Origin of the sequence: Haloprofundus marisrubri, from assembly GCF_001469955.1 — an archaeon.
Classification (GTDB): domain Archaea; phylum Halobacteriota; class Halobacteria; order Halobacteriales; family Haloferacaceae; genus Haloprofundus; species Haloprofundus marisrubri.
In genome coordinates this window covers 540565-557693 of record NZ_LOPU01000029.1, presented here as the reverse complement: position 1 = coordinate 557693, position 17129 = coordinate 540565, and the positions used below count along the sequence as shown (strand labels likewise).

Sequence of the window (17129 nt, the reverse complement as noted above, 5' to 3'; positions counted from 1 at the left end):
GGCCGGTTTTCGGTCGTTTCGTTACCGGCGGTGACCCGCCACCGCAGTTCTCACCGCGTCGCCTTCTTCCACGTCCGCAGGTCGAGAATTTCGCCGTCGACCGTCTCGACGTCGGCTTCGGTCGCCGCCCAGACGAACATCGGCGCGACGTCTTCGGGGTCGCGGCCCTGCCCGCCGGTGAGGTCGGTGGCGACGAGTCCCGGGTCGACGACACCGACAGTCTGCTCCAAATCGACCGAGAATCCACGTGCCAGCGCTTCGTCGGCAGCTTTCGAGACGGCGTACACGCCCATCCCGGGTTTCGCCTCGCGGGCGACCGACCCCGACGGAATCAGCACTCTCGCATCGTCGGCCATGTGCGGGACGGCCTCTTTGACCGCCGCGAACACGCCGCGGACGTTCGTCCGCATCGTGTCGTCGAAGCGTGCGTACGACTCCTCGGCGGTCGGCATCTCACCCGGCGTTCCGTGGTTGACACCCGCGCAGGCGACGAGCACGTCGATGGGTCGACTCTCGCGCGCCGCCCGTTCCATCAGTCGCTCCATGTCGAACTCGTCGCGCACGTCGGCGCGTTCGGTGAGAATCGTTCCACCCTCGTCGCCGACTTCCTCGGTGAGTTCGTCCAGCGCCTCCACGTCGCGGGCGCAGGCGACGACGCGCGCACCCTCGGCGGCGAACGTCCTAGCGACGCTTCGCCCGATTCCCCGACTCGCCCCGGTGACGACGACCGTCTTCTCGTCCATGTGTTCGGTTGGGGCGAATCCGACCTAAAGGTGGGCCTCGCGGTGGTTTTTCCGACAGGAGTTCACTCGGTACGGGGTGTGCTACCGCGAGGCAGTCACTCGTTTTATGCTCCGAACGCTCCTAGTCCGTGTCATGACCTTCCCATCGAACGGTGACGGCACCGCCACTGCGGGCAGCGCCGACACCGCCACCCCCGCCGCGGACGCCGGCCGACGCTTTGGCTCGGGCCTCGACGGCGACCGAGAACTGGTCCGTGAAGACCTCTCGTCGCTGTCGGGGCAGTCCGTCGTCGTCGTCGGCAGCGGCTTCGGCGGCCTCTCGACGGCCTGCTATCTCGCCGAGGCCGGTGCCGACGTCACCGTACTGGAGAAAAACGAGCAACTCGGCGGGCGCGCGAGTCGCTTGGAGGAAGACGGGTTCAGTTTCGACATGGGGCCGTCGTGGTATCTCATGCCCGACGTGTTCGAGGACTTCTTCGGCTACTTTGGCAAGCGCCCCACCGACTACTACGCGCTCGAACGTCTCGACCCGCACTACCGGATGTTCTTCAAAGACGGCGACCGCGCCGACCTCGTTCCCGACTTGGAGACGAACAAACTCCTGTTCGACTCCTACGAGGAGGGCGCGGGCGAGACGCTCGAACGCTATCTCGAAAAGTCGAAACGCAACTACCGCATCGGGATGGAACACTTCGTCTACAAAGACCGGCCGAAGTTGCGCGACTACGTCGACACCGACGTGCTCCGGCACGCGTGGGGCCTCTCGCTCGTCGGGTCGATGCAGGGCCACGTCGAGAACTACTTCGACCACCCGAAACTCCAGCAGATTATGCAGTACACGCTGGTGTTTCTCGGCGGCGCGCCGACGAACACGCCGGCGCTGTACAACCTGATGAGCCACGTCGACTTCGAACTCGGCGTCTACTACCCCGACGGGGGACTGGGGGCCGTCGTCGACGCGATGGTCGACCTCGGCGAGGAACTCGGCGTCACCTTCCACACCGACGACGCCGTGTCCGAGATTCGTGGTCGCGAAGGCGGGTTCGTCGTCCGCACGGAGTCGGGCGAGGAGTATCTCTCCGACCTCGTGGTTTCGGACGCCGACTACGCCCACACCGAGCAGGAACTGCTTCCGCCCGAAAAACGGCAGTACGACGCCGACTACTGGGAGTCGCGGACGTACGCGCCCTCGGCGTACCTGCTCTATCTCGGCGTCGAAGGCGACGTCGAGGAGTTGGCCCACCACACGCTCGTGCTGCCGACCGACTGGCAACCCCACTTCGACACTATCTTCGAGGACCCGTCGTGGCCCGACGACCCGGCGTACTACCTCTGTGTCCCCTCGAAAACCGACGACTCCGTCGCCCCCGAAGGACACAGCAACCTGTTCGTCCTCGTCCCCATCGCGGCTGGACTGGACGACACCCCCGAGATTCGAGAGTCGTTCCGCGAACTCGTCTTAGACGACATCGCCGAAAACACTGGTGTGGACCTACGTGACCGCATCGTTTTCGAGAAATCGTTCTGCGTCGACGACTTCACCGAACGCTACAACAGCCAGCAGGGGACGGCGCTGGGTATGGCGCACACGCTGCGACAGACCGCGCTCCTGCGACCCCCACACCACTCGAAGAAAGTGCCGGGGTTGTACTTCACCGGGTCGTACACGACGCCCGGTATCGGCGTCCCGATGTGTCTCATCAGCGGTCGACTCACCGCCGAATCGATGGCCGAACACTCGGGTCGTGAGAATCCGCGCCCGCCCGCCGAAGACGAGACGGTCCGACCCGACGGGGACGTGAGCGAGTCCGGTGACGCCGACGACGAGACGGCACACCGAGAGCAGACGAGTCGAACGAGCGACTGATGGGCCGTCTCGGCTACCTGCTGAAGCTCTCTCGCCCGCGTTTCTGGTTCTACCTCGCGGGCCCCGTCGTCGTCGGCGTCGCCTTCGCCGCGGAGTCGGTTCCGGACCTGTTCGCGCCGCTGGCGCTGGCGCTGTTCGGCTACTTCCTTGTCCCCGGAAACGTACTCCTGTACGGCGTCAACGACGTGTTCGACGCCGAGATAGACGCCGAAAACCCGAAAAAGGACGACAAGGAGGCTCGGTTCAGCGGCGACTCCGTCGTCGTCGCCGTCGTTGTCGCGTCCGGACTGCTGGGTCTCGCGCTCTTCGCGGTGACGCCACAGGTCGCGTGGGTGTGGCTGGCGGCGCATTTCTTCCTCGCCGTCGAGTACAGTGCGCCGCCGTTGCGATTCAAGACGACGCCGCTTCTCGATTCGATATCGAACGGACTGTACATCCTGCCGGGCGTCGCCGCCTACGCCGCCATCGCGGGCGAGAACCCGCCGCTCTTCGCCGTTCTCGGCGGGTGGCTCTGGACGATGGGGATGCACACGTTCTCGGCGATTCCCGACATCGAACCGGACCGTGAGGCCGGGATTCGGACGACTGCTACCGTGTTGGGCGAGAGCCGAACGTACGCGTACTGCGCGGTCTGTTGGCTCGCGGCGGCGCTCGCGTTCGCCGTTGTCGACCTCCGCATCGCGCTGTTACTACTGGCGTATCCGGTCGTCGTCTTTGCCATCTACCAGTCGAATGTCGACGTCTCGCGGGCGTACTGGTGGTACCCCGCGCTGAACACGGGTGTCGGGATGGTGCTCACGATGGGCGCGCTCTGGAGGTTAGTGTATGGCTGACTCGATGTCGACGGTCTCGGAGTCGCTTCCCTCGAACCGCACGGAGATGGAGTCCAGACTCGACCGTCTCGTCAGAGAGAATCGGTTCACCATCTCGGTGGTGTTTCCGCTCGTCGGCGGGATTCTGCTGGTCGCCAGTCGTCTCGAACTGCTCCCCCCGCCGTTTGCGTTCAACGCCTTCCTCATCCTCTTGGGGACGTTCGTGATGCGCTCGCCGCTCATCGTCGGGACGCTCCCGCTGTTCGACCGCAAAGCGCTCGCCGGCGTCTCGGCGCTTGCGCTGTACGCCTACGGAATCGAGTACACCGGCGTAGAGACGGGGTGGCCCTACGGCGAGTTCTACTACGGCGTCGACCTCGGGCCGACTATCGAGGGGATACCGCTGGGTCTGCCCATCTTCTTTCTCCCCTTAGTGATGAACTCGTATCTGCTCTGTCTGCTGTTGCTCGGTGACCGGGCGGAGAACTCGGTCGTTCGTCTGCTCTCGGTCATCGTGACCGTACTGGCGATGGACGTGGTGTTGGACCCAGGGGCCGTCGCGCTCGGCTTCTGGGTGTATCCCGGTGTTTCGCCCGACGGTGGCTTCTACGGCGTCCCGCTGTCGAACTACGCGGGGTGGGTCGTCAGCGCCACTGTCGCCGTCGTCACCCTCGACTGGGCGTTCGACCGCCGGGCGTTGCTCGCGCGACTCTCCGGGTGTGAGTTCATGCTCGACGACCTCGTGAGCTTCGTCATCCTCTGGGGGAGCGTCAACGTCGTCTTCGGCAACTATCTTCCCGCACTCGTCGCGGTGCTGTTCGGCCTCGGTCTGCTCCGAACCGAGCGGTTCGACACCGGGTTGTTCCGGCCGTCGTGGGTGAGCGGAAACTCGGACCACGACTGAACTGAGGTGGTGAGACACTGGGACGGCGCGTCGCTTCGGAAGCGACTTCGGAACACCGAGTAGACAACCGGCGAAAAAGATAAAATCCTGTCACGAACACGTGAGTAGCATGTACTCCCACCTTCGCTCGAAAGCGAGCTATGGATTGGCTGTTGGCCTCATCGTCGCAGTCCCTCTCACTCTCGAACTTCTGTTCGGGCACCTCCTCGACGAAGTCGTCGCTGGTGGGCAGTTTCCGTGGTGGCTTCCGGAGTTCGGCACGACGATTGGACAGACTGCGAGCACGTATCTGCTCCTTCTCGACGCGCTCACGTATCTCGGCGTTCCTGCCGTCGTCTTCGCTCTCGGCGTCCACTACGCGACGATGAAACAAAACACGTAATCGAACTCCCGAAGTTCGTTCCTCAGCGCGCCGGAAGGCCGTCGTGGCGACCCGGTCCCGTCGCCGTCGAACCGCGGTGTGAGACCGAACTAACCCGCCAGAAGACGGCTTCGGGGTCTTTCGTCCACATCCAGTGATAGCGAGTGCGGGCGAACAGCGTCAGTTTCCGGAGGCGGCCCAACTGCGGCGTCGCAGAGAGCACGTCGTAGTTTCGGTCGCGGATGAGTCGATGGTGGTCGGCGTACAGCACGGCGGCTAAGAGTACCGAGAACTGGCAGTCTTCGGGGAGGTATTTGATGCCGGCGACGCCCTCGCGGTAGAGCGCTTCCGTCCGGTGGAGTTCCGACTCCATCGCGTTCGTGAAGCCCTCCGACATCTCGTAGCGCCGAATCTGCTCGTCGGTCACGTCGTGTTCGCGGAGCGTCGTCTGCGGAAGGTAGATGCGGTCCCGCTCGTCGATGTCCTCGCGCACGTCGCGCAGGAAGTTCGACATCTGGAACGCCTCGCCGAGTTTGGTCGCGTGCGGTAGCGCCTGCTCGCGTTCCTCGGGGTCCATCACTGCGGTCATCATCCGACCGACGGCGGCCGCAGAGCCGTCCATGTACGCCTCCAGTTCCGCGTACGTCTCGTAGCGACTCTTCGTGATGTCGGTGAGCATCGCGTCGACGAACGTGTCCACGTCGGCGTCGTCGATATTGTACTCCTCGCGCATCTCCGAGAACGCCGACAACACGGGGTCGTCGGTCTCGATTTCGCCTTTCGCCGCGGCACGAAGCCGTTCGAGTTCGGCACGTTGTTCTTCGGGTGTCGCGTCGCCGGCGTCGTCGACCACCTCGTCGGCCAGACGGAAGAACGCGTAGAGGACGTACGTCGCGTGGCGGACTCGCTGGGGGAGGAGCCGCGTGGCGAAGTGGAACGTCTTTCCAGTCCGCTGTTGTATCGCTTTGCTCCGGGCGACTTGGTCGTCTTTCACCATGGGGACGTACCCTGCGGTTGCCCTATCCATCGTCTACTCCGGTCACAACAGCGCATGAGCTACACAACTCTAAGGATTGCAGGGTCATAACCGTTAGTACCAGTACAAGTTGTACAACGACCCGCAGACGAGTCTTCGAGCTCCGAGCGCAGCGTAGGAAAACGACGCTCACCAGAACGTGTCGCTACAGTCGTAGACGACGCCGTGGGCCGGACAGATGTACTTGCAGTGGCGATGCTGCATCGGCGTCTCACAGAACGGACAGGGTCGCCCGCGGGGTCCGTCGTCGCTTTCGGCGTCCGACCGTTCTCCGTGCTCGGTCGTCTCGGTCACGGCGACACGTCGGTGGGCCATCGGTTTGGGTGTTGTGTTCCCCGCGGAGAGCTGTCGATACTCCGTTCGTAGCCGAAACGAGCGAAACCCACAGGACAACAGAGTTCTAAAAGAGCAATAAGATGCGAACTACTGCCGTGGGAGGCAAAGACTCGGTCGCCGTCGCGGGACGCACCGACCGCGCCGACCGCGTTGACCACGTTGACCACACCGACCACACTGACTGGTCAACCCCTCCGGTTATCGGACTGGAGCCGTGAGCGCGCCATGAGCGACGCAGCAAACCGGTGGACGACGCGACGCATATCGATAGTCGTCTCGCTCGTCGCGGGCGTGTCGGCCGTCGGGGCGTCGCTCACCGTCGTCGGACTCACACAGTCGTTCGTCGCCTCGGCCGTCGCCGACGCGGTGACGAACACCGCTCCCGACGCAGTCGTCGCGGGTGCGATACAGACGCTCGGGAATCTCGGACAAGCGCTCGTCCTCGCTGTCGCACTCTGTCTCACCGTCGGCCTCTTCGCGTGCTGTGCGTTCGTCGGACTCGCCGTCGGTCGGCGCGCTCAAATCCTCGGCGGACGGGTCGTCGTCACGACGCTTCTTGCGAGCGCGCTCGGACTCGTTCTCACTGGCGCACTCGGGTCGGCACTGGCGGCCGGACTCGGTGCGGGTCTCGTCGTCGGCGTCGCCGGTGGCGATACCGGCCGGTCGATGCCAGCGTTTCACGCCCGCCGCCGGGCGCTCAAAGCGGGCGCGAGCGCCGCCGTCGCCGTCGGCTTGGGTGCGCTCGTCGGGTCCGGTCGGCAACGAGGCGGGGGACCGACGGCTGACGCCGGACCGATAGACGACCCGCAGGTCCGCGCGCTCTTAGACGAGGCGAGTCGGCGGTCGTTCTCCCTCGCCGACACCGACACGCTGCTCACCGAAACCGAGGCGTTCTACACCGTCGACATCAGCGCCGCCGACCCCGCCGTCGCCGCCGAGGACTGGTCGCTTCGACTCACCGGCGCGGGCGTGCGGTCGAGACGGCTCACCATGGGACAGTTGGAGTCGCTGCCCGCCGAACACCGGTTCGTCACGCTTCGCTGCGTCGGCGACCCGCTCAACGGCGAGAAAATAGACACGGCGCTGTGGACGGGCGTGCCGATGGAAACAGTCCTCGAAGACCTCGCGCCGCCGGAGGCGTGTTGCGTCCGCGTCCGCGCCGCCGACGACTACTACCAAGTGTTCCCGCTGTCGGCGCTCGAACGCGGCTTTCTCGCCTACCGGATGAACGGCCGCCCGCTGCCGACGGGTCACGGTCATCCGGTTCGCCTGCTCGTGCCGGGGCACTGGGGGGAAATCAACGTGAAGTGGCTCGACGAAATCGAGTTTCTCACCCGCGACGCCGAGGGCTACTGGGAGAAACGCGGGTGGAACGGCACCGGCCCGGTGAACACGGTGGCGAAACTCCACTCGGTCGAAACAGTCGACGACGGGCGAGTCCGCGTCGGCGGCCACGCCTACGCCGGCACGCGAGGTATCGAGCGTGTGGAAGTATCGACCGACGGCGGCGAGACGTGGGAGGAGGCGTCGCTGTCGACGCCGCTTCCGGCTTCGGTCGCCGCCGAGGTGCAGGCGGGTGGCGCTGCGAGTAACTCCACCGGCAACCGGACGAACTCGGCTGGCAATCGGTCGAACGCGACGGAGTCAGACGACCCCTCACAGTCGTCCGGTTTCGGCTTTTCGGGGAGTGCCGAGGACGCGTGGCGGATGTGGCGCTACGAGTACGAAGCCACAGACCAACACGAGGTAGTCGTCCGCGCCGTCGACGGAACCGGGACAGTGCAACCCGAGACAGAAGCCAGCGCTTACCCCAGCGGTGCCAGCGGGTGGGTCAGAGAGCGGGTGCGGCCGTGAGCTGTCGACGTGTTCGAGCGGTCAGCTATAACCTGCGGCCGAACCGATGAGAGGACAACTTCGATGGATAAGGCGCTCTGGTATCTCCTCACAGCAACACGCGGTGGCACGAACCGCGCACGTATCATCCGCTGTCTCTCGGAGCGACCGATGAACGCCAACCGTATCGCCGCGGAACTCGACGTGAGTTACAAGACCGTCAGACATCATCTCGGGATGCTCGAAGACCACGGCGTTATCGAACCGAGCGGCGACGAGTACGCGAAACTGTACTTTCTCACCGACCGCTTCGAGACTCACCGCGACACCTTCGAGACAATCACCGAACATCTGGAGTAGCTATGGACCCGACGATACAACTTGCGAGCGTACTGGCCGCCGTGAACATGGTGTTTCTCGCCCTCCTGACGGGTATCTGGGTGCGCAACTACCTCGCGTTTCGAACGCCGCTCGTTTTGGGTCTCGTCGCGTTCGGCGCCGTGATGTTCACCGAGAACGCGCTCGCACTCTACTACTTCTTCAGCATGACGATGCTCTACTCGGGCGACCCGACGGTCCAACAGGCGGTGACGGTGCTTCGTGGGCTTCAACTCGTCGCGCTCGGGTTTCTGACCTACGTGACCCTCCAGTAACGGTCGAACCGAATCGACCCGAGTCGAATCGTCTCCCGTTCCTCTCGCGCGTCGTACCGAGACCACTGTACCGACGCTACTGGCGATTCGACCCGAATTTGGGTCTATCTGGGTCAGAGTGGATACACAGTGGTGTCTGTTTCGAGCCGAAGTTCGGAAAACGGGCTTTTAGCCGGCGAGCCTCCCATCTGTTGGGGAACTCCCCACAGAAACCATGTCACGAAACAGTATCAGTCCAGTTCGGCGACGACAGTTCCTTCAGGCGGCCGGCGTCACTGCAGGCACACTTGCGTTCGGCGGTGTCGGCTCCGTGGCCGCCCGTGAGTACCAAAGTGAAGGCAAACAACAGGGCTCGGCGACGTACCGCGTGACGGTTGCGAACCTGACGCGCGGACAGGCGTTTACCCCGCCAGCAGTCGCAGTCCACCGGCCGTCAGTGGAGGTGTTCTCCGTCGGCGAACCAGCCAGCGAGGCGGTGAAGGAAATCGCCGAAAACGGCAACCTCGACCCGCTCGGGATGGCCATCGAGTCCAGTCGTGATATCGTCGGCGCGGCTATCGGTGACGCACCGCTCGTTCCGGCGACGGACCCCGGCGACACGGGTCAGCCGTACACGACGACGCTCACCGTCACGGCCGACCGGAGCGCGAAGTACCTCTCGTTCATCTCGATGCTCATCGCCACGAACGACGGGTTCACCGGCCTCGACACGGTTCGACTGCCCGCCGCGGTCAACGAGTCGAAGTCGCTGTACGCCGCGTCGTTCGACGCCGGGACCGAGATGAACACGGAATCGTTCGCCGACCTCGTCCCACCCGCACAGTCGCTCATCGGTGTCACCGGCGACGCCGAGGGGACGGGGACGAGCGACCCAGCCATCGCCGAGGACGGCGTCGTGATGCCACACGCAGGCATCACGGGCGGTTCCGACCTCCGCCCTGACGTTCACGGCTGGACCGACCCGGTGGCGCTGGTTCACGTCGAACGCGTCGAGTGAGACACCCCGAGTAACCCCCGCTGGCCGTTCCTCCGCTGGCCGTTCCTCCGCTGACTGTTCCCCCGCTGACTGTTCCCCCGCTGGCGATGTCGAGTTCCGTCTACGACCCCGATTCTTCGAGCGTCGGTCGATGACCCGCAAGCAGTCGGAGCACACCCTATACCGACTCCGGAGACGACGCAGTCGCTCACGGGGCTGATAAAGAGAGAAACAGCGAACCGACGAGTTACTCGTCGTCTTCGTCTTCGTCTTCTTCGGCCGCTTCGGCCTCTTCGACGAGGTGTTCGCCGTACTCGGAGAGAACGGCACTGCCGCCGTTTTCTTCGAGGTCCTCGACGGCCGTCGACGTGAACGCGTCGGCGACGACGTGCAGTTCGTTGCGAACCTGCCCGCCACCGAGCACTTTCACGACGTCGGTGTCGCTGCGGGCGTCGACGACGTCTCGGGCGTCGAGACGGTAGCCGTCACCCTCCTCCTCGGCGAGGTCTTCCGCGGCGTAGAGCGCGGCGTCCTCGTCGAGTTTCTGCAGACGCACCTCGACGACGTCGAGTTGTGTGTCGTCGGGTCGGGTGAACCCGTGTTTGCCGAGCGGTTCGTAGTTGTGGAACTCGTGTTTCGCGCGTCCCGCGCGACCGCGACCGCCTCGGTGACCGGCACCGCGCCGGTTCTTGTGCGTGCCGCCGCTGTGGGTTCGGGAACCGCGCTGTCGACGTTTCTTGGATGTCATTATCGCATCGCCTCCAGGAGTTCGTCGATATCCTCGGCTTCGTGTTTGCCGAGCTGTCCACCTTCGGTGGTGGGGTGTTTGAGACCCTTGTGTCCGCCGCGTGGCGGGTGGAGTCGCAGCGACGGGGAGAGACCCTGCTCGCGCAGCGTCGTCTCCTCGTCGACGAGTGCCTCCGCGAGCGCACCGAGGTCGTCGTAGTCGGTGTGCTCGGAGACGTAGTCGTCGTCGACCGTCGCGTCGCCTTCGAGCGGCTCCGCGCGCTTGCGCAGCAGCGTCTCGACGACGTCGGCGCTCGGTTCGCCGTGAGCGACGTACTCGTTGACTTTCGTCACCATGCCGTTGTAGGTGTCCGTCTCGGGGACGAACGCGCAGTGGTTGACACCGTGGATGTTGAGCATCTGCAGGGTGTCGTGCACCGCACCGCTCATGTTGACGTCACCGCGAATCTGAACGACTGCACGCATCACTCGTTCACCTCTTGTTGGACTTCACGGGCGTGTCGCGGCGTGCGCGACTGCGAGGCGTTCTTCAGTGCGTTGTACGTCGCCTTTGCGAGGTTGACCGTCGTCCGGGTGTTGCCGTCGGACTTCGTCCACGCGTCCTGCACACCCGCGAGTTCGAGGATGCTGCGGACGGTGGGCGCGGCCGCGAGGCCGAGACCCATCGGCGCGGGGATGACCTCGACGGTCACCGAGCCGGCCTTCCCTTCGGCTTTCCGGGTCAGCGAGTGGGTACCGCCTGCGCGGTCTTCCCACGAACCGGAGCCACGGTCGACCTTGATGATGTTCAGTTTTGCGACGTCGATGGCTTTCTGAATCGCCGAGCCGACCTGGTCGTCGCGGGCCTCGGCGTAGCCGAGGAATCCGTCGCGGTTGCCGACCGCACAGACACACCGGAACTTCACCCGGCGGCCGGAGTCGGTCATCCGCTGGACCATGTTGATGTCGAGCACGTCGTCGTCCAGTCCGGGGAGGAGCTGGTCGACGATTTCGGGCTCTTTCAGTGGCAGGCCGGTGTCGAGCGCCTGCTCCATCGACGTGACGTCGTCGTTCTGGACCATGCGGCCGAGACGCGTACGCGGCTCCCAGCCGTTGTTGTTTCTGCTCATTCGTCGTCCTGTAGTTGTTCGAGCACGTCGTCGAAGTGCTCGGGTAGTTTCGTGGCGTCGAACTCGCCGCCGTACAGTGGCTCGTCGAGCTGCTCTGCGTAGTCGGCGATGTGCTCGCCGCGGTTACGCGACCAGTCGGCCAGCACGCTGTCGTTGTGCGGGATTTCGAGGCCAGCGTCTATCGCTCCTTCCTGAACGGCGAACACCTTGTTGCCGGGCGTTGCCGTGTTCAGGCCGATGTCGAGGACGGCCTCTTCGAGGCCGGCTTCGACCGCACGCTTGCCCGCGAGGTAGCCCGTCAGGTACGCGCTCGGGAGGTTGCCCGTGGGGGCTTCCCAGCCGTACTCGGCGAGGTCCTCGGAGGAAGCGGCGGCGTGTGTGTTGTCACCGTCGGGTCCGGGGGTTACCAGCTGCGCCCTGACGTGCTTGTTGCTGACGCGGGCTACGAGCCGCGGCTTGCCGGATTTCAACAGGCGCAACCGCTGATGGTAGTCTGTCCGGACCTCACGACGGCGTCGCATCGGTACCTTGTATCGTGGTCCTGTCGCCATCTATTGGTCCTCCAGTTCGATGTCGTAGTTGTTTCGTGCGTACGCTTCGAGGCGGTCGACGCTGTCGAACTCGCCACCGCTTGCTTTGTTGTAAAGCTCGCGGTACTGGGTTCGGTTCAGCGGACCGTCGTCGCGCAGTTCCTTGAGTCGGGCTCGCTGGGCGCGAATCCGGCTCATCCATTCGTCCTTCGAGTCTCGCCGCGCGCCGGCTTTCCCTTTGCGGGTGCCGGGGCCGCTGCGGTGGCCGTAGTCGCGTTTGGCCTGCCGCTCGCGGGCGCGTCCGCGGGAGTTGGACTTGGCGTCCTTCGCGCGGATGGTGCCACTGTCGACGAGGTCGCGGATGTCCTCGCGGGTGATGGCTTCGGCAATTTCGTCCTGTTCTTCGGGGTCGAACCAGACGCGGCTCTTACCGACGTCGAGGACGTCGGCGGCCATGCGTCGCTGTGCGCTGAGGTTCGTCATTTCTCGACCTCCACTTCGACGTAGGTCGGGTTGAGAACGCGAATCTCGCGGTCCTCACACTCGTCCTCGATGCGCTCGCGCTTGCGAGCGCCGACTTTGCTGGCGATGCGGACGGCCTGCGTGTCGCCGTCGACGCCTTCGAGGTCGTTCACGTTGTGGACGCGAACCTCCTCGAAGCCGCTCGGGTGCAGACCGCGGGCGGCCTTCGGCGTGCGGTAACCCGCTTCGACCTTCGGGCCTTTGCCCTTGATGCCGCGTCGCTGCTTGGAGAGTCCACCGCGTGGGCGACGCCACGATTCGGGGACGCGCTTCTTTGCGTGGTACTTCTGGCGGCGGAACGCGGGCATGCCCTCACGGTGCTTCTGCCCGAGTGCGCGCGCCGTCTCGTCGTCGAGGGTCGGCGTCTTGTCGACGTGGCCGCGCGGACGGAGTTCCGTCTCGACGTCCTCGTCTTCGTCGGCGACTTCCTCGCCTTCGCTTTCGTCTTCGACTTCGGCTTCGGTCTCCTCGGAGACTTCGAGTCCGCCGACGTCCGCTTTGATGCGGGCCGCCAGCGCGTTGCCGATGCCTTCGACTTCCGCGAGTTCGGACTGGCTTGCTGCCTTGACGTCCTCGACGGATTCGTAGCCGGCTTCCTGCAGTGCGTCGGCCTTGCTCGGCCCAACACCGCTTATCTCTTCGAGTGTCTCTGGTTCGTCGTCGGCCATTTATGCACCACCTGCCTGTGGCTTTTCGGTGATGTAGACGCCGTCTTGGAACACGCGAGTGTCCTTGTCGGTGACGCGCGTCAGCTGTTCGATGGACGCGGCGGTCTGTCCAACGGCTTCCTTGTCGGAACCCGTCAGGATGACCTCCTCGCCGTCGACCTGTACGTCGGTATCGCCGCGAATCTCTGCGCGGCGCGGTGCCTTCTCACCGAGGAAGTTCTCGATAACTACCTCGTTCCCTTGGACGCTGACTTGCATCGGGAAGTGAGCGTAGTAGACCTCCATCCGGTACTCCCAGCCGTCGGTGACGCCGTAGAGCATGTTTCGGATGTGGCTCTCGAACGTCCCGATGGTCGCGTTCGTCTTCGCGTTCTCGTTGTCGCTTTCGACGACCACGTGGTCGTCTTCGACGCTGACGGAGACGTCTGGGTACCAGAGCCGTCGCGTGACGGACCCGTTGGGTCCTTCGACGGTGAGGTCGAGGTGGTCTACCTCGGCGGAGGCGTCGTCCGGAATTTCGATTTGGACTCGGCTCATATTAGTAGACGTATGCGATTACTTGGCCACCGATGCCCTGTTCGCGGGCCTCGTAGTGGCTCATGACGCCGTGGCTCGTCGTGACGATGAGTGCCCCGTAGTCGCGGGCGGGGAGGAACCGCTTCTCCCACTTCTCGAATTCGCCAGCACCCGCCGAGTAGCGGGGCTTGACTGCGCCACATTGGTTGATAGCGCCTTTCAGTTCGACCTCGAACCGACCGGCTCTGCCGTCGTCGACGAACTCGAAGCCGTCGATGTACCCGCGGTCGTAGAAGACCTCGAGGACCGAGCCGATGATGTTCGAGGCGGGTTGTACCTCGTGGGACAGATGCCCGACGCTCTCGGCGTTGTCCACGCCGGAGAGCGCGCTGCTGAGTGGGTCGTTGTCAGCCATGATTATCGATACTTCTTGAATCCCATCTCGCGGGCGATCTCGCGGAAACACTGCCGGCAGAGGTTGATGTCGTACTTGCCGACGAGCGCCTGTTTGCGACCGCATCGGCGGCACTCGTGGCGCTGGCCGGTGCGTTGCGTGGCGTGTTCGCCCGTCACGTCTGTTTCACTCTCGCTCATTGTTCAACCTCTACGTCGAACGACTCCTCGAGGAACGCAATCGCGTCCTCGGGGGTCAGTCGGTGGTTCGCGGGAATACTCCGCGTCACCTTGTCTCGCTTCGCAACACGGTAGCCGGGGCGGACGAGGTTGACCGTCACGTCCAGCCCGTAGATACCGATTTCGGGGTCGTACTCCTGGCTCGGGAACTCGGTGTGTTCCTCGACGCCGAAGCTGAAGTTACCCGTGTCGTCGAAGTTGCTCTCCGAGAGGCCTGCCAGCGGCAGCGCCGTCTCGAGGAACTCGTGGGCCGTCTCGCCGCGAAGGGTGACCTTCGCGCCGACCGGCGTACCGATACGGACGCCGAAGTCCTGTCCGGCGCGCTTCGACGTGGTGCGGACGCTCTCTTGGCCGGTGACGGCCTCGATGATGTCCTCGGCGTTGGCGAGTTCGCGGCCACCCTGGCCGATGCCCATGTGGACGACGACCTTCTCGATGCGCGCTTCGCGCATCTCGTGGACGGACTCGCTCATTCGTCGTCACCTCCGGTGGTGGTGACTTCCGGTTCGCCGCCGGTGAAGTTCTCGTCGATGACGACGACGTAGTCGGCGACCGTCTCGAAGCCTTCGCCGTCTTCTTGCTCGACGGCGACGGTGTTGTCGCCGCTACCGAGCGTGACGGTGATGTCCGAGATGGTGCCGATTTCGCCGGCGTGTCCGCCGGCGACGGCCGTCACGAGCGCACCTTCCTCGTACGGGAAGTGTGCGACGATATCCTTCGAGTCGTTGTCGACGACGACGGAGTCGCCGGTGTCGTACTCGGAGGCGTCTTCGAGGTGGACGTTCGTGCCGTCGTGCAGCGACAGCTGGAACGCGCCGCCGGAGACTTGGCGCTTGCCGACGATTTTACCGAGTCGGCTCGAGGCGGCGTCCTCGTCGACGGCGGTCAGCGCGAGACGACCACCTTCGTCGGGGAAGACGCGGTAGTACTCGTCGCGGGCGGTGAACGCCAAGATGTCGAACATGCCGATGGGTCGGCGTTCGTCGGAGACGTTGTCACCGTTGACGAGGACCGTGCCCTCGTTGAGCGCGTAGCGCGCTTCCTTCTTCGTGTTGACGTAGCCGAGCACGTCCCGCAGCAAGATGAGCAGAGGGACACCCTGCTCGCCGTGCGGACCGGCACCGGCTTTGACCGTCCAGACCTGTTCTTTCCGTTCGACCGGCCACGAGTTCGGGACCGAGAGTCGCTTCTGGTGCTTCGTCATTCCTCACCCTCCAGACGCGCTTCGCGTCGCTCGTCTTCGAGGTCCAGTTCGGTCACACGGACGTTCGAGGTGTCGAGCGGCCGGGGGACTTCTTCCCCGTCGGCCTTCTCGACGACGACGCCTTCGACGGTGATGACCTCGCGTTTGAGGTCGACGTCGATGACTTCGGCCGTCTCCCCGGCGTCGTCGCCGCGGAGTACCTCGACGGTGTCGCCCGCGTTCACGCGAACGCTGCGCTGGCCGTACTCCTCGCGGAGGTCGGCGGACAGCGTCGCGCGGACCTGCTTCTGTCGCTCGTGCAGTGGCGCGTCGCGGTTCTGGATTCGCTGTTTGCGTGGTTGCTTCGTCATACTATACAATCATCGTAGCCGTGGATGCGATGCTCCCGAAGCGCTCGGCGACTTCTCGCGCGATGGGACCCTTGATTTCGGTCCCGCGAGGCTCGCCGTTCTCGTCGATGATGACGGCGGCGTTGTCCTCGAACTTGACGCGCGTGCCGTCGGGACGGCGGATGGATTTCCGCTGTCGCACGACGACGGCTTCGAGTACCTGCCGACGCATTTCGGGGGTACCCTTCGTGACCGAGACGGTCACTTTGTCGCCGACGCCCGCTTTGGGGTGTCGGTTCTTCGTTCCGGAGTAGCCGGCGACGCTGATGACTTTCAGCTCGCGGGCTCCGGTGTTGTCTGCGCAGGTGACGAGCGAGCCTCGTTCGAGACCCTGCGTGACGTCGGCTTTCAGCGCCTCCATCACGCGTCACCTTCTTCGGTCTCGTCGCCGGTCGTCTCCGGAGCCGTGAGGCCCTCGGTGACGTCCAGCGACTCGATTGTCTCGACGACCACGTGCGATTTCGTCTTCGAAAGTGGTCGTGTCTCTGCGATGCGAACCGTGTCGCCTTCCTCGAGCTCCATGCACGGGGGTGCGTGGGCGGGAACGCGACTACGCCGCTTCATGTAGCGGTCGTACTTGGGAACGCGAACGTCGTATTCGCGTTCCACAACGACGGTTTTGTCCATGTCTGTGGAGGCAACGGTGCCCTCGAGCGTCTGTCCTCGTACGGCAAGCGAGCCGTGGAACGGACAGTTCTCGTCGGAGCAGGTTTCCTCCGGTTCTGGTACGTTCAGTCCTATCGCCATGTAGATTCACCTACGTTTTCGGTGCGCAATGCGGGTCGTGAGAGCAGGTTTGCACCATCCACCGTAACGTAGACCACGCCCTCGCAGTCGCCCGACGAACCGTCGTCGGACGAGCCCTCGCGGGTCGAACCAGACTGACCGGCTAAATTACCGGCAGTTTCCGACTCCCGTTTGGACGCGGACCCCGGGGCCTTGCGGCGTCGTCGGCGCGTGTCCGACGACTCGTCGAGATGGTGTCGACGGTTCCCGGCGGCTTCATTTGTGCGCGGCGGCCCGTTCGAGCCGCCGTCTCTCTGTTCGAGTGCGAACTCGAACGTCGTTCCGCGTTTCGGCACCTGAACGACCCGAGCGCCCCGTTCGGCGACGTCGTCGCCGAACAGTCGACTTGCAGCGGACACGTCACAGTCGACGTGCAGCGTCTGCATCGTCTCGACGACGACACGGCCGGCTATCCCGACGAGGTCGGGGTTGTCGGCGGCGGCCACCCGAATCGGGAGGCCGTTGAGTTCGTGTCGCGTGAGGCGTTCGGGTGTCAGGGCCATC

General features: G+C 64.6%; 25 protein-coding genes and 1 pseudogene. 8 read left to right on the top strand and 18 right to left on the bottom strand.

Annotated features, from left to right (window positions below):
- Nucleotides 1-50: 50 nt before the first annotated feature.
- Nucleotides 51-743 (bottom strand): SDR family NAD(P)-dependent oxidoreductase, encoded by a 693-nt coding sequence (locus AUR64_RS13305; RefSeq protein ID WP_058582425.1) that lies wholly within the window; start codon nt 741-743, stop codon nt 51-53.
- A gap of 133 nt (nt 744-876) precedes the next feature.
- Between AUR64_RS13305 and AUR64_RS13300 the strand changes: the two are divergent.
- The 4 genes and pseudogenes from AUR64_RS13300 to AUR64_RS13285 form a co-directional block, all read left to right on the top strand.
- Nucleotides 877-2484, top strand: a pseudogene (locus tag AUR64_RS13300) (phytoene desaturase family protein); the annotation flags it as partial.
- Between the two features lie 125 nt (nt 2485-2609).
- Entirely contained in the window at nt 2610-3443 is an 834-nt protein-coding gene (locus AUR64_RS13295; protein WP_058582424.1) for a prenyltransferase, read from the top strand.
- Nucleotides 3436-4326 (top strand): bisanhydrobacterioruberin hydratase, encoded by an 891-nt coding sequence (cruF, locus tag AUR64_RS13290; protein ID WP_058582423.1) that lies wholly within the window; start codon nt 3436-3438, stop codon nt 4324-4326. The genes AUR64_RS13295 and cruF overlap by 8 nt, the downstream gene beginning before the upstream one ends.
- Nucleotides 4327-4435: 109 nt before the next feature.
- The gene (locus tag AUR64_RS13285; protein WP_058582422.1) at nt 4436-4708 is read left to right on the top strand and encodes a hypothetical protein; all 273 of its coding nucleotides are present in this window, start codon (nt 4436-4438) and stop codon (nt 4706-4708) included.
- 22 nt (nt 4709-4730) lie between these two features.
- On the opposite strand, the gene AUR64_RS13280 is transcribed toward AUR64_RS13285, so the two are convergent.
- Complete coding sequence (locus AUR64_RS13280; RefSeq protein WP_058582421.1) at nt 4731-5684, bottom strand: phytoene/squalene synthase family protein; 954 nt, start codon at nt 5682-5684, stop codon at nt 4731-4733.
- A 168-nt stretch (nt 5685-5852) separates the two neighbouring features.
- Nucleotides 5853-6017: an HVO_2523 family zinc finger protein gene (locus tag AUR64_RS20950; RefSeq protein WP_169794668.1), complete on the bottom strand. Its 165-nt coding sequence runs from the start codon at nt 6015-6017 to the stop codon at nt 5853-5855.
- A gap of 267 nt (nt 6018-6284) precedes the next feature.
- Between AUR64_RS20950 and AUR64_RS13270 the strand changes: the two genes are divergently transcribed.
- The 4 genes from AUR64_RS13270 to AUR64_RS13255 all read left to right on the top strand — a co-directional run bounded on the left by AUR64_RS13270 (nt 6285) and on the right by AUR64_RS13255 (nt 9542).
- The gene (locus tag AUR64_RS13270) at nt 6285-7913 is read left to right on the top strand and encodes a molybdopterin-dependent oxidoreductase (RefSeq protein ID WP_058582419.1); all 1629 of its coding nucleotides are present in this window, start codon (nt 6285-6287) and stop codon (nt 7911-7913) included.
- 63 nt (nt 7914-7976) lie between these two features.
- On the top strand, nt 7977-8252 hold the full coding sequence (locus tag AUR64_RS13265) for an ArsR/SmtB family transcription factor (RefSeq protein ID WP_058582418.1): 276 nt from the start codon (nt 7977-7979) through the stop codon (nt 8250-8252).
- 2 nt (nt 8253-8254) lie between these two features.
- Nucleotides 8255-8545: a hypothetical protein gene (locus AUR64_RS13260; protein WP_058582417.1), complete on the top strand. Its 291-nt coding sequence runs from the start codon at nt 8255-8257 to the stop codon at nt 8543-8545.
- Nucleotides 8546-8759: 214 nt separating this feature from the next.
- Nucleotides 8760-9542, top strand: a complete 783-nt coding sequence (locus AUR64_RS13255; protein ID WP_058582416.1) for a spondin domain-containing protein — start codon at nt 8760-8762, stop codon at nt 9540-9542.
- A 226-nt stretch (nt 9543-9768) separates the two neighbouring features.
- Here AUR64_RS13255 and AUR64_RS13250 read toward each other — a convergent pair whose 3' ends face one another.
- The 15 genes from AUR64_RS13250 to AUR64_RS13180 are packed head-to-tail and all read right to left on the bottom strand — an operon-like array spanning nt 9769 to nt 17128.
- A complete protein-coding gene (locus tag AUR64_RS13250) occupies nt 9769-10269 on the bottom strand; it encodes an uL15m family ribosomal protein (protein WP_058582415.1) in 501 nt (166 codons plus the stop codon).
- Nucleotides 10269-10733, bottom strand: coding sequence for a 50S ribosomal protein L30 (gene rpmD, locus AUR64_RS13245; RefSeq protein ID WP_058582414.1), 465 nt, complete (start codon nt 10731-10733; stop codon nt 10269-10271). The genes AUR64_RS13250 and rpmD overlap by 1 nt, the downstream gene beginning before the upstream one ends.
- Nucleotides 10733-11377, bottom strand: coding sequence for a 30S ribosomal protein S5 (locus AUR64_RS13240; RefSeq protein ID WP_058582413.1), 645 nt, complete (start codon nt 11375-11377; stop codon nt 10733-10735). The genes rpmD and AUR64_RS13240 overlap by 1 nt, the downstream gene beginning before the upstream one ends.
- Complete coding sequence (locus AUR64_RS13235; protein ID WP_058582412.1) at nt 11374-11928, bottom strand: 50S ribosomal protein L18; 555 nt, start codon at nt 11926-11928, stop codon at nt 11374-11376. Before AUR64_RS13235 ends, AUR64_RS13240 begins: the two co-directional genes overlap by 4 nt.
- Complete coding sequence (locus AUR64_RS13230) at nt 11929-12390, bottom strand: 50S ribosomal protein L19e (protein ID WP_058582411.1); 462 nt, start codon at nt 12388-12390, stop codon at nt 11929-11931.
- On the bottom strand, nt 12387-13097 hold the full coding sequence (locus AUR64_RS13225) for a 50S ribosomal protein L32e (protein ID WP_058582410.1): 711 nt from the start codon (nt 13095-13097) through the stop codon (nt 12387-12389). The genes AUR64_RS13230 and AUR64_RS13225 overlap by 4 nt, the downstream gene beginning before the upstream one ends.
- Entirely contained in the window at nt 13098-13634 is a 537-nt protein-coding gene (locus AUR64_RS13220; RefSeq protein WP_058582409.1) for a 50S ribosomal protein L6, read from the bottom strand. It abuts the gene before it with no gap.
- A 1-nt stretch (nt 13635) separates the two neighbouring features.
- Nucleotides 13636-14028 (bottom strand): 30S ribosomal protein S8, encoded by a 393-nt coding sequence (locus AUR64_RS13215; RefSeq protein WP_058582408.1) that lies wholly within the window; start codon nt 14026-14028, stop codon nt 13636-13638.
- A 2-nt stretch (nt 14029-14030) separates the two neighbouring features.
- Nucleotides 14031-14207: a 30S ribosomal protein S14 gene (locus AUR64_RS13210; RefSeq protein WP_058582407.1), complete on the bottom strand. Its 177-nt coding sequence runs from the start codon at nt 14205-14207 to the stop codon at nt 14031-14033.
- The gene (locus tag AUR64_RS13205) at nt 14204-14719 is read right to left on the bottom strand and encodes a 50S ribosomal protein L5 (protein ID WP_058582406.1); all 516 of its coding nucleotides are present in this window, start codon (nt 14717-14719) and stop codon (nt 14204-14206) included. The genes AUR64_RS13210 and AUR64_RS13205 overlap by 4 nt, the downstream gene beginning before the upstream one ends.
- On the bottom strand, nt 14716-15450 hold the full coding sequence (locus tag AUR64_RS13200; protein ID WP_058582405.1) for a 30S ribosomal protein S4e: 735 nt from the start codon (nt 15448-15450) through the stop codon (nt 14716-14718). Before AUR64_RS13200 ends, AUR64_RS13205 begins: the two co-directional genes overlap by 4 nt.
- Entirely contained in the window at nt 15447-15800 is a 354-nt protein-coding gene (gene rplX / locus AUR64_RS13195) for a 50S ribosomal protein L24 (protein WP_058582404.1), read from the bottom strand. The genes AUR64_RS13200 and rplX overlap by 4 nt, the downstream gene beginning before the upstream one ends.
- 1 nt (nt 15801) lies before the next feature.
- The gene (locus AUR64_RS13190) at nt 15802-16200 is read right to left on the bottom strand and encodes a 50S ribosomal protein L14 (RefSeq protein WP_058582403.1); all 399 of its coding nucleotides are present in this window, start codon (nt 16198-16200) and stop codon (nt 15802-15804) included.
- Nucleotides 16200-16586, bottom strand: coding sequence for a 30S ribosomal protein S17 (locus AUR64_RS13185; RefSeq protein WP_058582402.1), 387 nt, complete (start codon nt 16584-16586; stop codon nt 16200-16202). The genes AUR64_RS13190 and AUR64_RS13185 overlap by 1 nt, the downstream gene beginning before the upstream one ends.
- Nucleotides 16577-17128 carry a ribonuclease P protein component 1 gene (locus AUR64_RS13180; protein ID WP_058582401.1) on the bottom strand — a complete coding sequence of 184 codons (552 nt, stop codon included), beginning with the start codon at nt 17126-17128 and terminating at the stop codon, nt 16577-16579. Before AUR64_RS13180 ends, AUR64_RS13185 begins: the two co-directional genes overlap by 10 nt.
- Between the last annotated feature and the right edge of the window lies 1 nt (nt 17129).

What these genes read in the sequence shown, in the direction of transcription:
- AUR64_RS13255 (WP_058582416.1), top strand. Translation starts at nt 8,760, where the DNA reads ATGTCACGAAACAGTATCAGTCCAGTTCGGCGACGACAGTTCCTTCAG.
- cruF (WP_058582423.1), top strand. Translation starts at nt 3,436, where the DNA reads ATGGCTGACTCGATGTCGACGGTCTCGGAGTCGCTTCCCTCGAACCGC.
- AUR64_RS13305 (WP_058582425.1), bottom strand. Translation starts at nt 743, where the DNA reads ATGGACGAGAAGACGGTCGTCGTCACCGGGGCGAGTCGGGGAATCGGG.
- AUR64_RS13185 (WP_058582402.1), bottom strand. Translation starts at nt 16,586, where the DNA reads ATGGCGATAGGACTGAACGTACCAGAACCGGAGGAAACCTGCTCCGAC.
- AUR64_RS13265 (WP_058582418.1), top strand. Translation starts at nt 7,977, where the DNA reads ATGGATAAGGCGCTCTGGTATCTCCTCACAGCAACACGCGGTGGCACG.
- AUR64_RS13205 (WP_058582406.1), bottom strand. Translation starts at nt 14,719, where the DNA reads ATGAGCGAGTCCGTCCACGAGATGCGCGAAGCGCGCATCGAGAAGGTC.
- AUR64_RS13225 (WP_058582410.1), bottom strand. Translation starts at nt 13,097, where the DNA reads ATGGCCGACGACGAACCAGAGACACTCGAAGAGATAAGCGGTGTTGGG.
- AUR64_RS13260 (WP_058582417.1), top strand. Translation starts at nt 8,255, where the DNA reads ATGGACCCGACGATACAACTTGCGAGCGTACTGGCCGCCGTGAACATG.
- AUR64_RS13285 (WP_058582422.1), top strand. Translation starts at nt 4,436, where the DNA reads ATGTACTCCCACCTTCGCTCGAAAGCGAGCTATGGATTGGCTGTTGGC.
- AUR64_RS13215 (WP_058582408.1), bottom strand. Translation starts at nt 14,028, where the DNA reads ATGGCTGACAACGACCCACTCAGCAGCGCGCTCTCCGGCGTGGACAAC.
- rplX (WP_058582404.1), bottom strand. Translation starts at nt 15,800, where the DNA reads ATGACGAAGCAACCACGCAAACAGCGAATCCAGAACCGCGACGCGCCA.
- AUR64_RS13200 (WP_058582405.1), bottom strand. Translation starts at nt 15,450, where the DNA reads ATGACGAAGCACCAGAAGCGACTCTCGGTCCCGAACTCGTGGCCGGTC.
- AUR64_RS13235 (WP_058582412.1), bottom strand. Translation starts at nt 11,928, where the DNA reads ATGGCGACAGGACCACGATACAAGGTACCGATGCGACGCCGTCGTGAG.
- AUR64_RS13240 (WP_058582413.1), bottom strand. Translation starts at nt 11,377, where the DNA reads ATGAGCAGAAACAACAACGGCTGGGAGCCGCGTACGCGTCTCGGCCGC.
- AUR64_RS13230 (WP_058582411.1), bottom strand. Translation starts at nt 12,390, where the DNA reads ATGACGAACCTCAGCGCACAGCGACGCATGGCCGCCGACGTCCTCGAC.
- AUR64_RS13220 (WP_058582409.1), bottom strand. Translation starts at nt 13,634, where the DNA reads ATGAGCCGAGTCCAAATCGAAATTCCGGACGACGCCTCCGCCGAGGTA.
- rpmD (WP_058582414.1), bottom strand. Translation starts at nt 10,733, where the DNA reads ATGCGTGCAGTCGTTCAGATTCGCGGTGACGTCAACATGAGCGGTGCG.
- AUR64_RS13295 (WP_058582424.1), top strand. Translation starts at nt 2,610, where the DNA reads ATGGGCCGTCTCGGCTACCTGCTGAAGCTCTCTCGCCCGCGTTTCTGG.
- AUR64_RS13280 (WP_058582421.1), bottom strand. Translation starts at nt 5,684, where the DNA reads ATGGTGAAAGACGACCAAGTCGCCCGGAGCAAAGCGATACAACAGCGG.
- AUR64_RS13250 (WP_058582415.1), bottom strand. Translation starts at nt 10,269, where the DNA reads ATGACATCCAAGAAACGTCGACAGCGCGGTTCCCGAACCCACAGCGGC.
- AUR64_RS13270 (WP_058582419.1), top strand. Translation starts at nt 6,285, where the DNA reads ATGAGCGACGCAGCAAACCGGTGGACGACGCGACGCATATCGATAGTC.
- AUR64_RS13180 (WP_058582401.1), bottom strand. Translation starts at nt 17,128, where the DNA reads ATGGCCCTGACACCCGAACGCCTCACGCGACACGAACTCAACGGCCTC.
- AUR64_RS13210 (WP_058582407.1), bottom strand. Translation starts at nt 14,207, where the DNA reads ATGAGCGAGAGTGAAACAGACGTGACGGGCGAACACGCCACGCAACGC.
- AUR64_RS13190 (WP_058582403.1), bottom strand. Translation starts at nt 16,200, where the DNA reads ATGGAGGCGCTGAAAGCCGACGTCACGCAGGGTCTCGAACGAGGCTCG.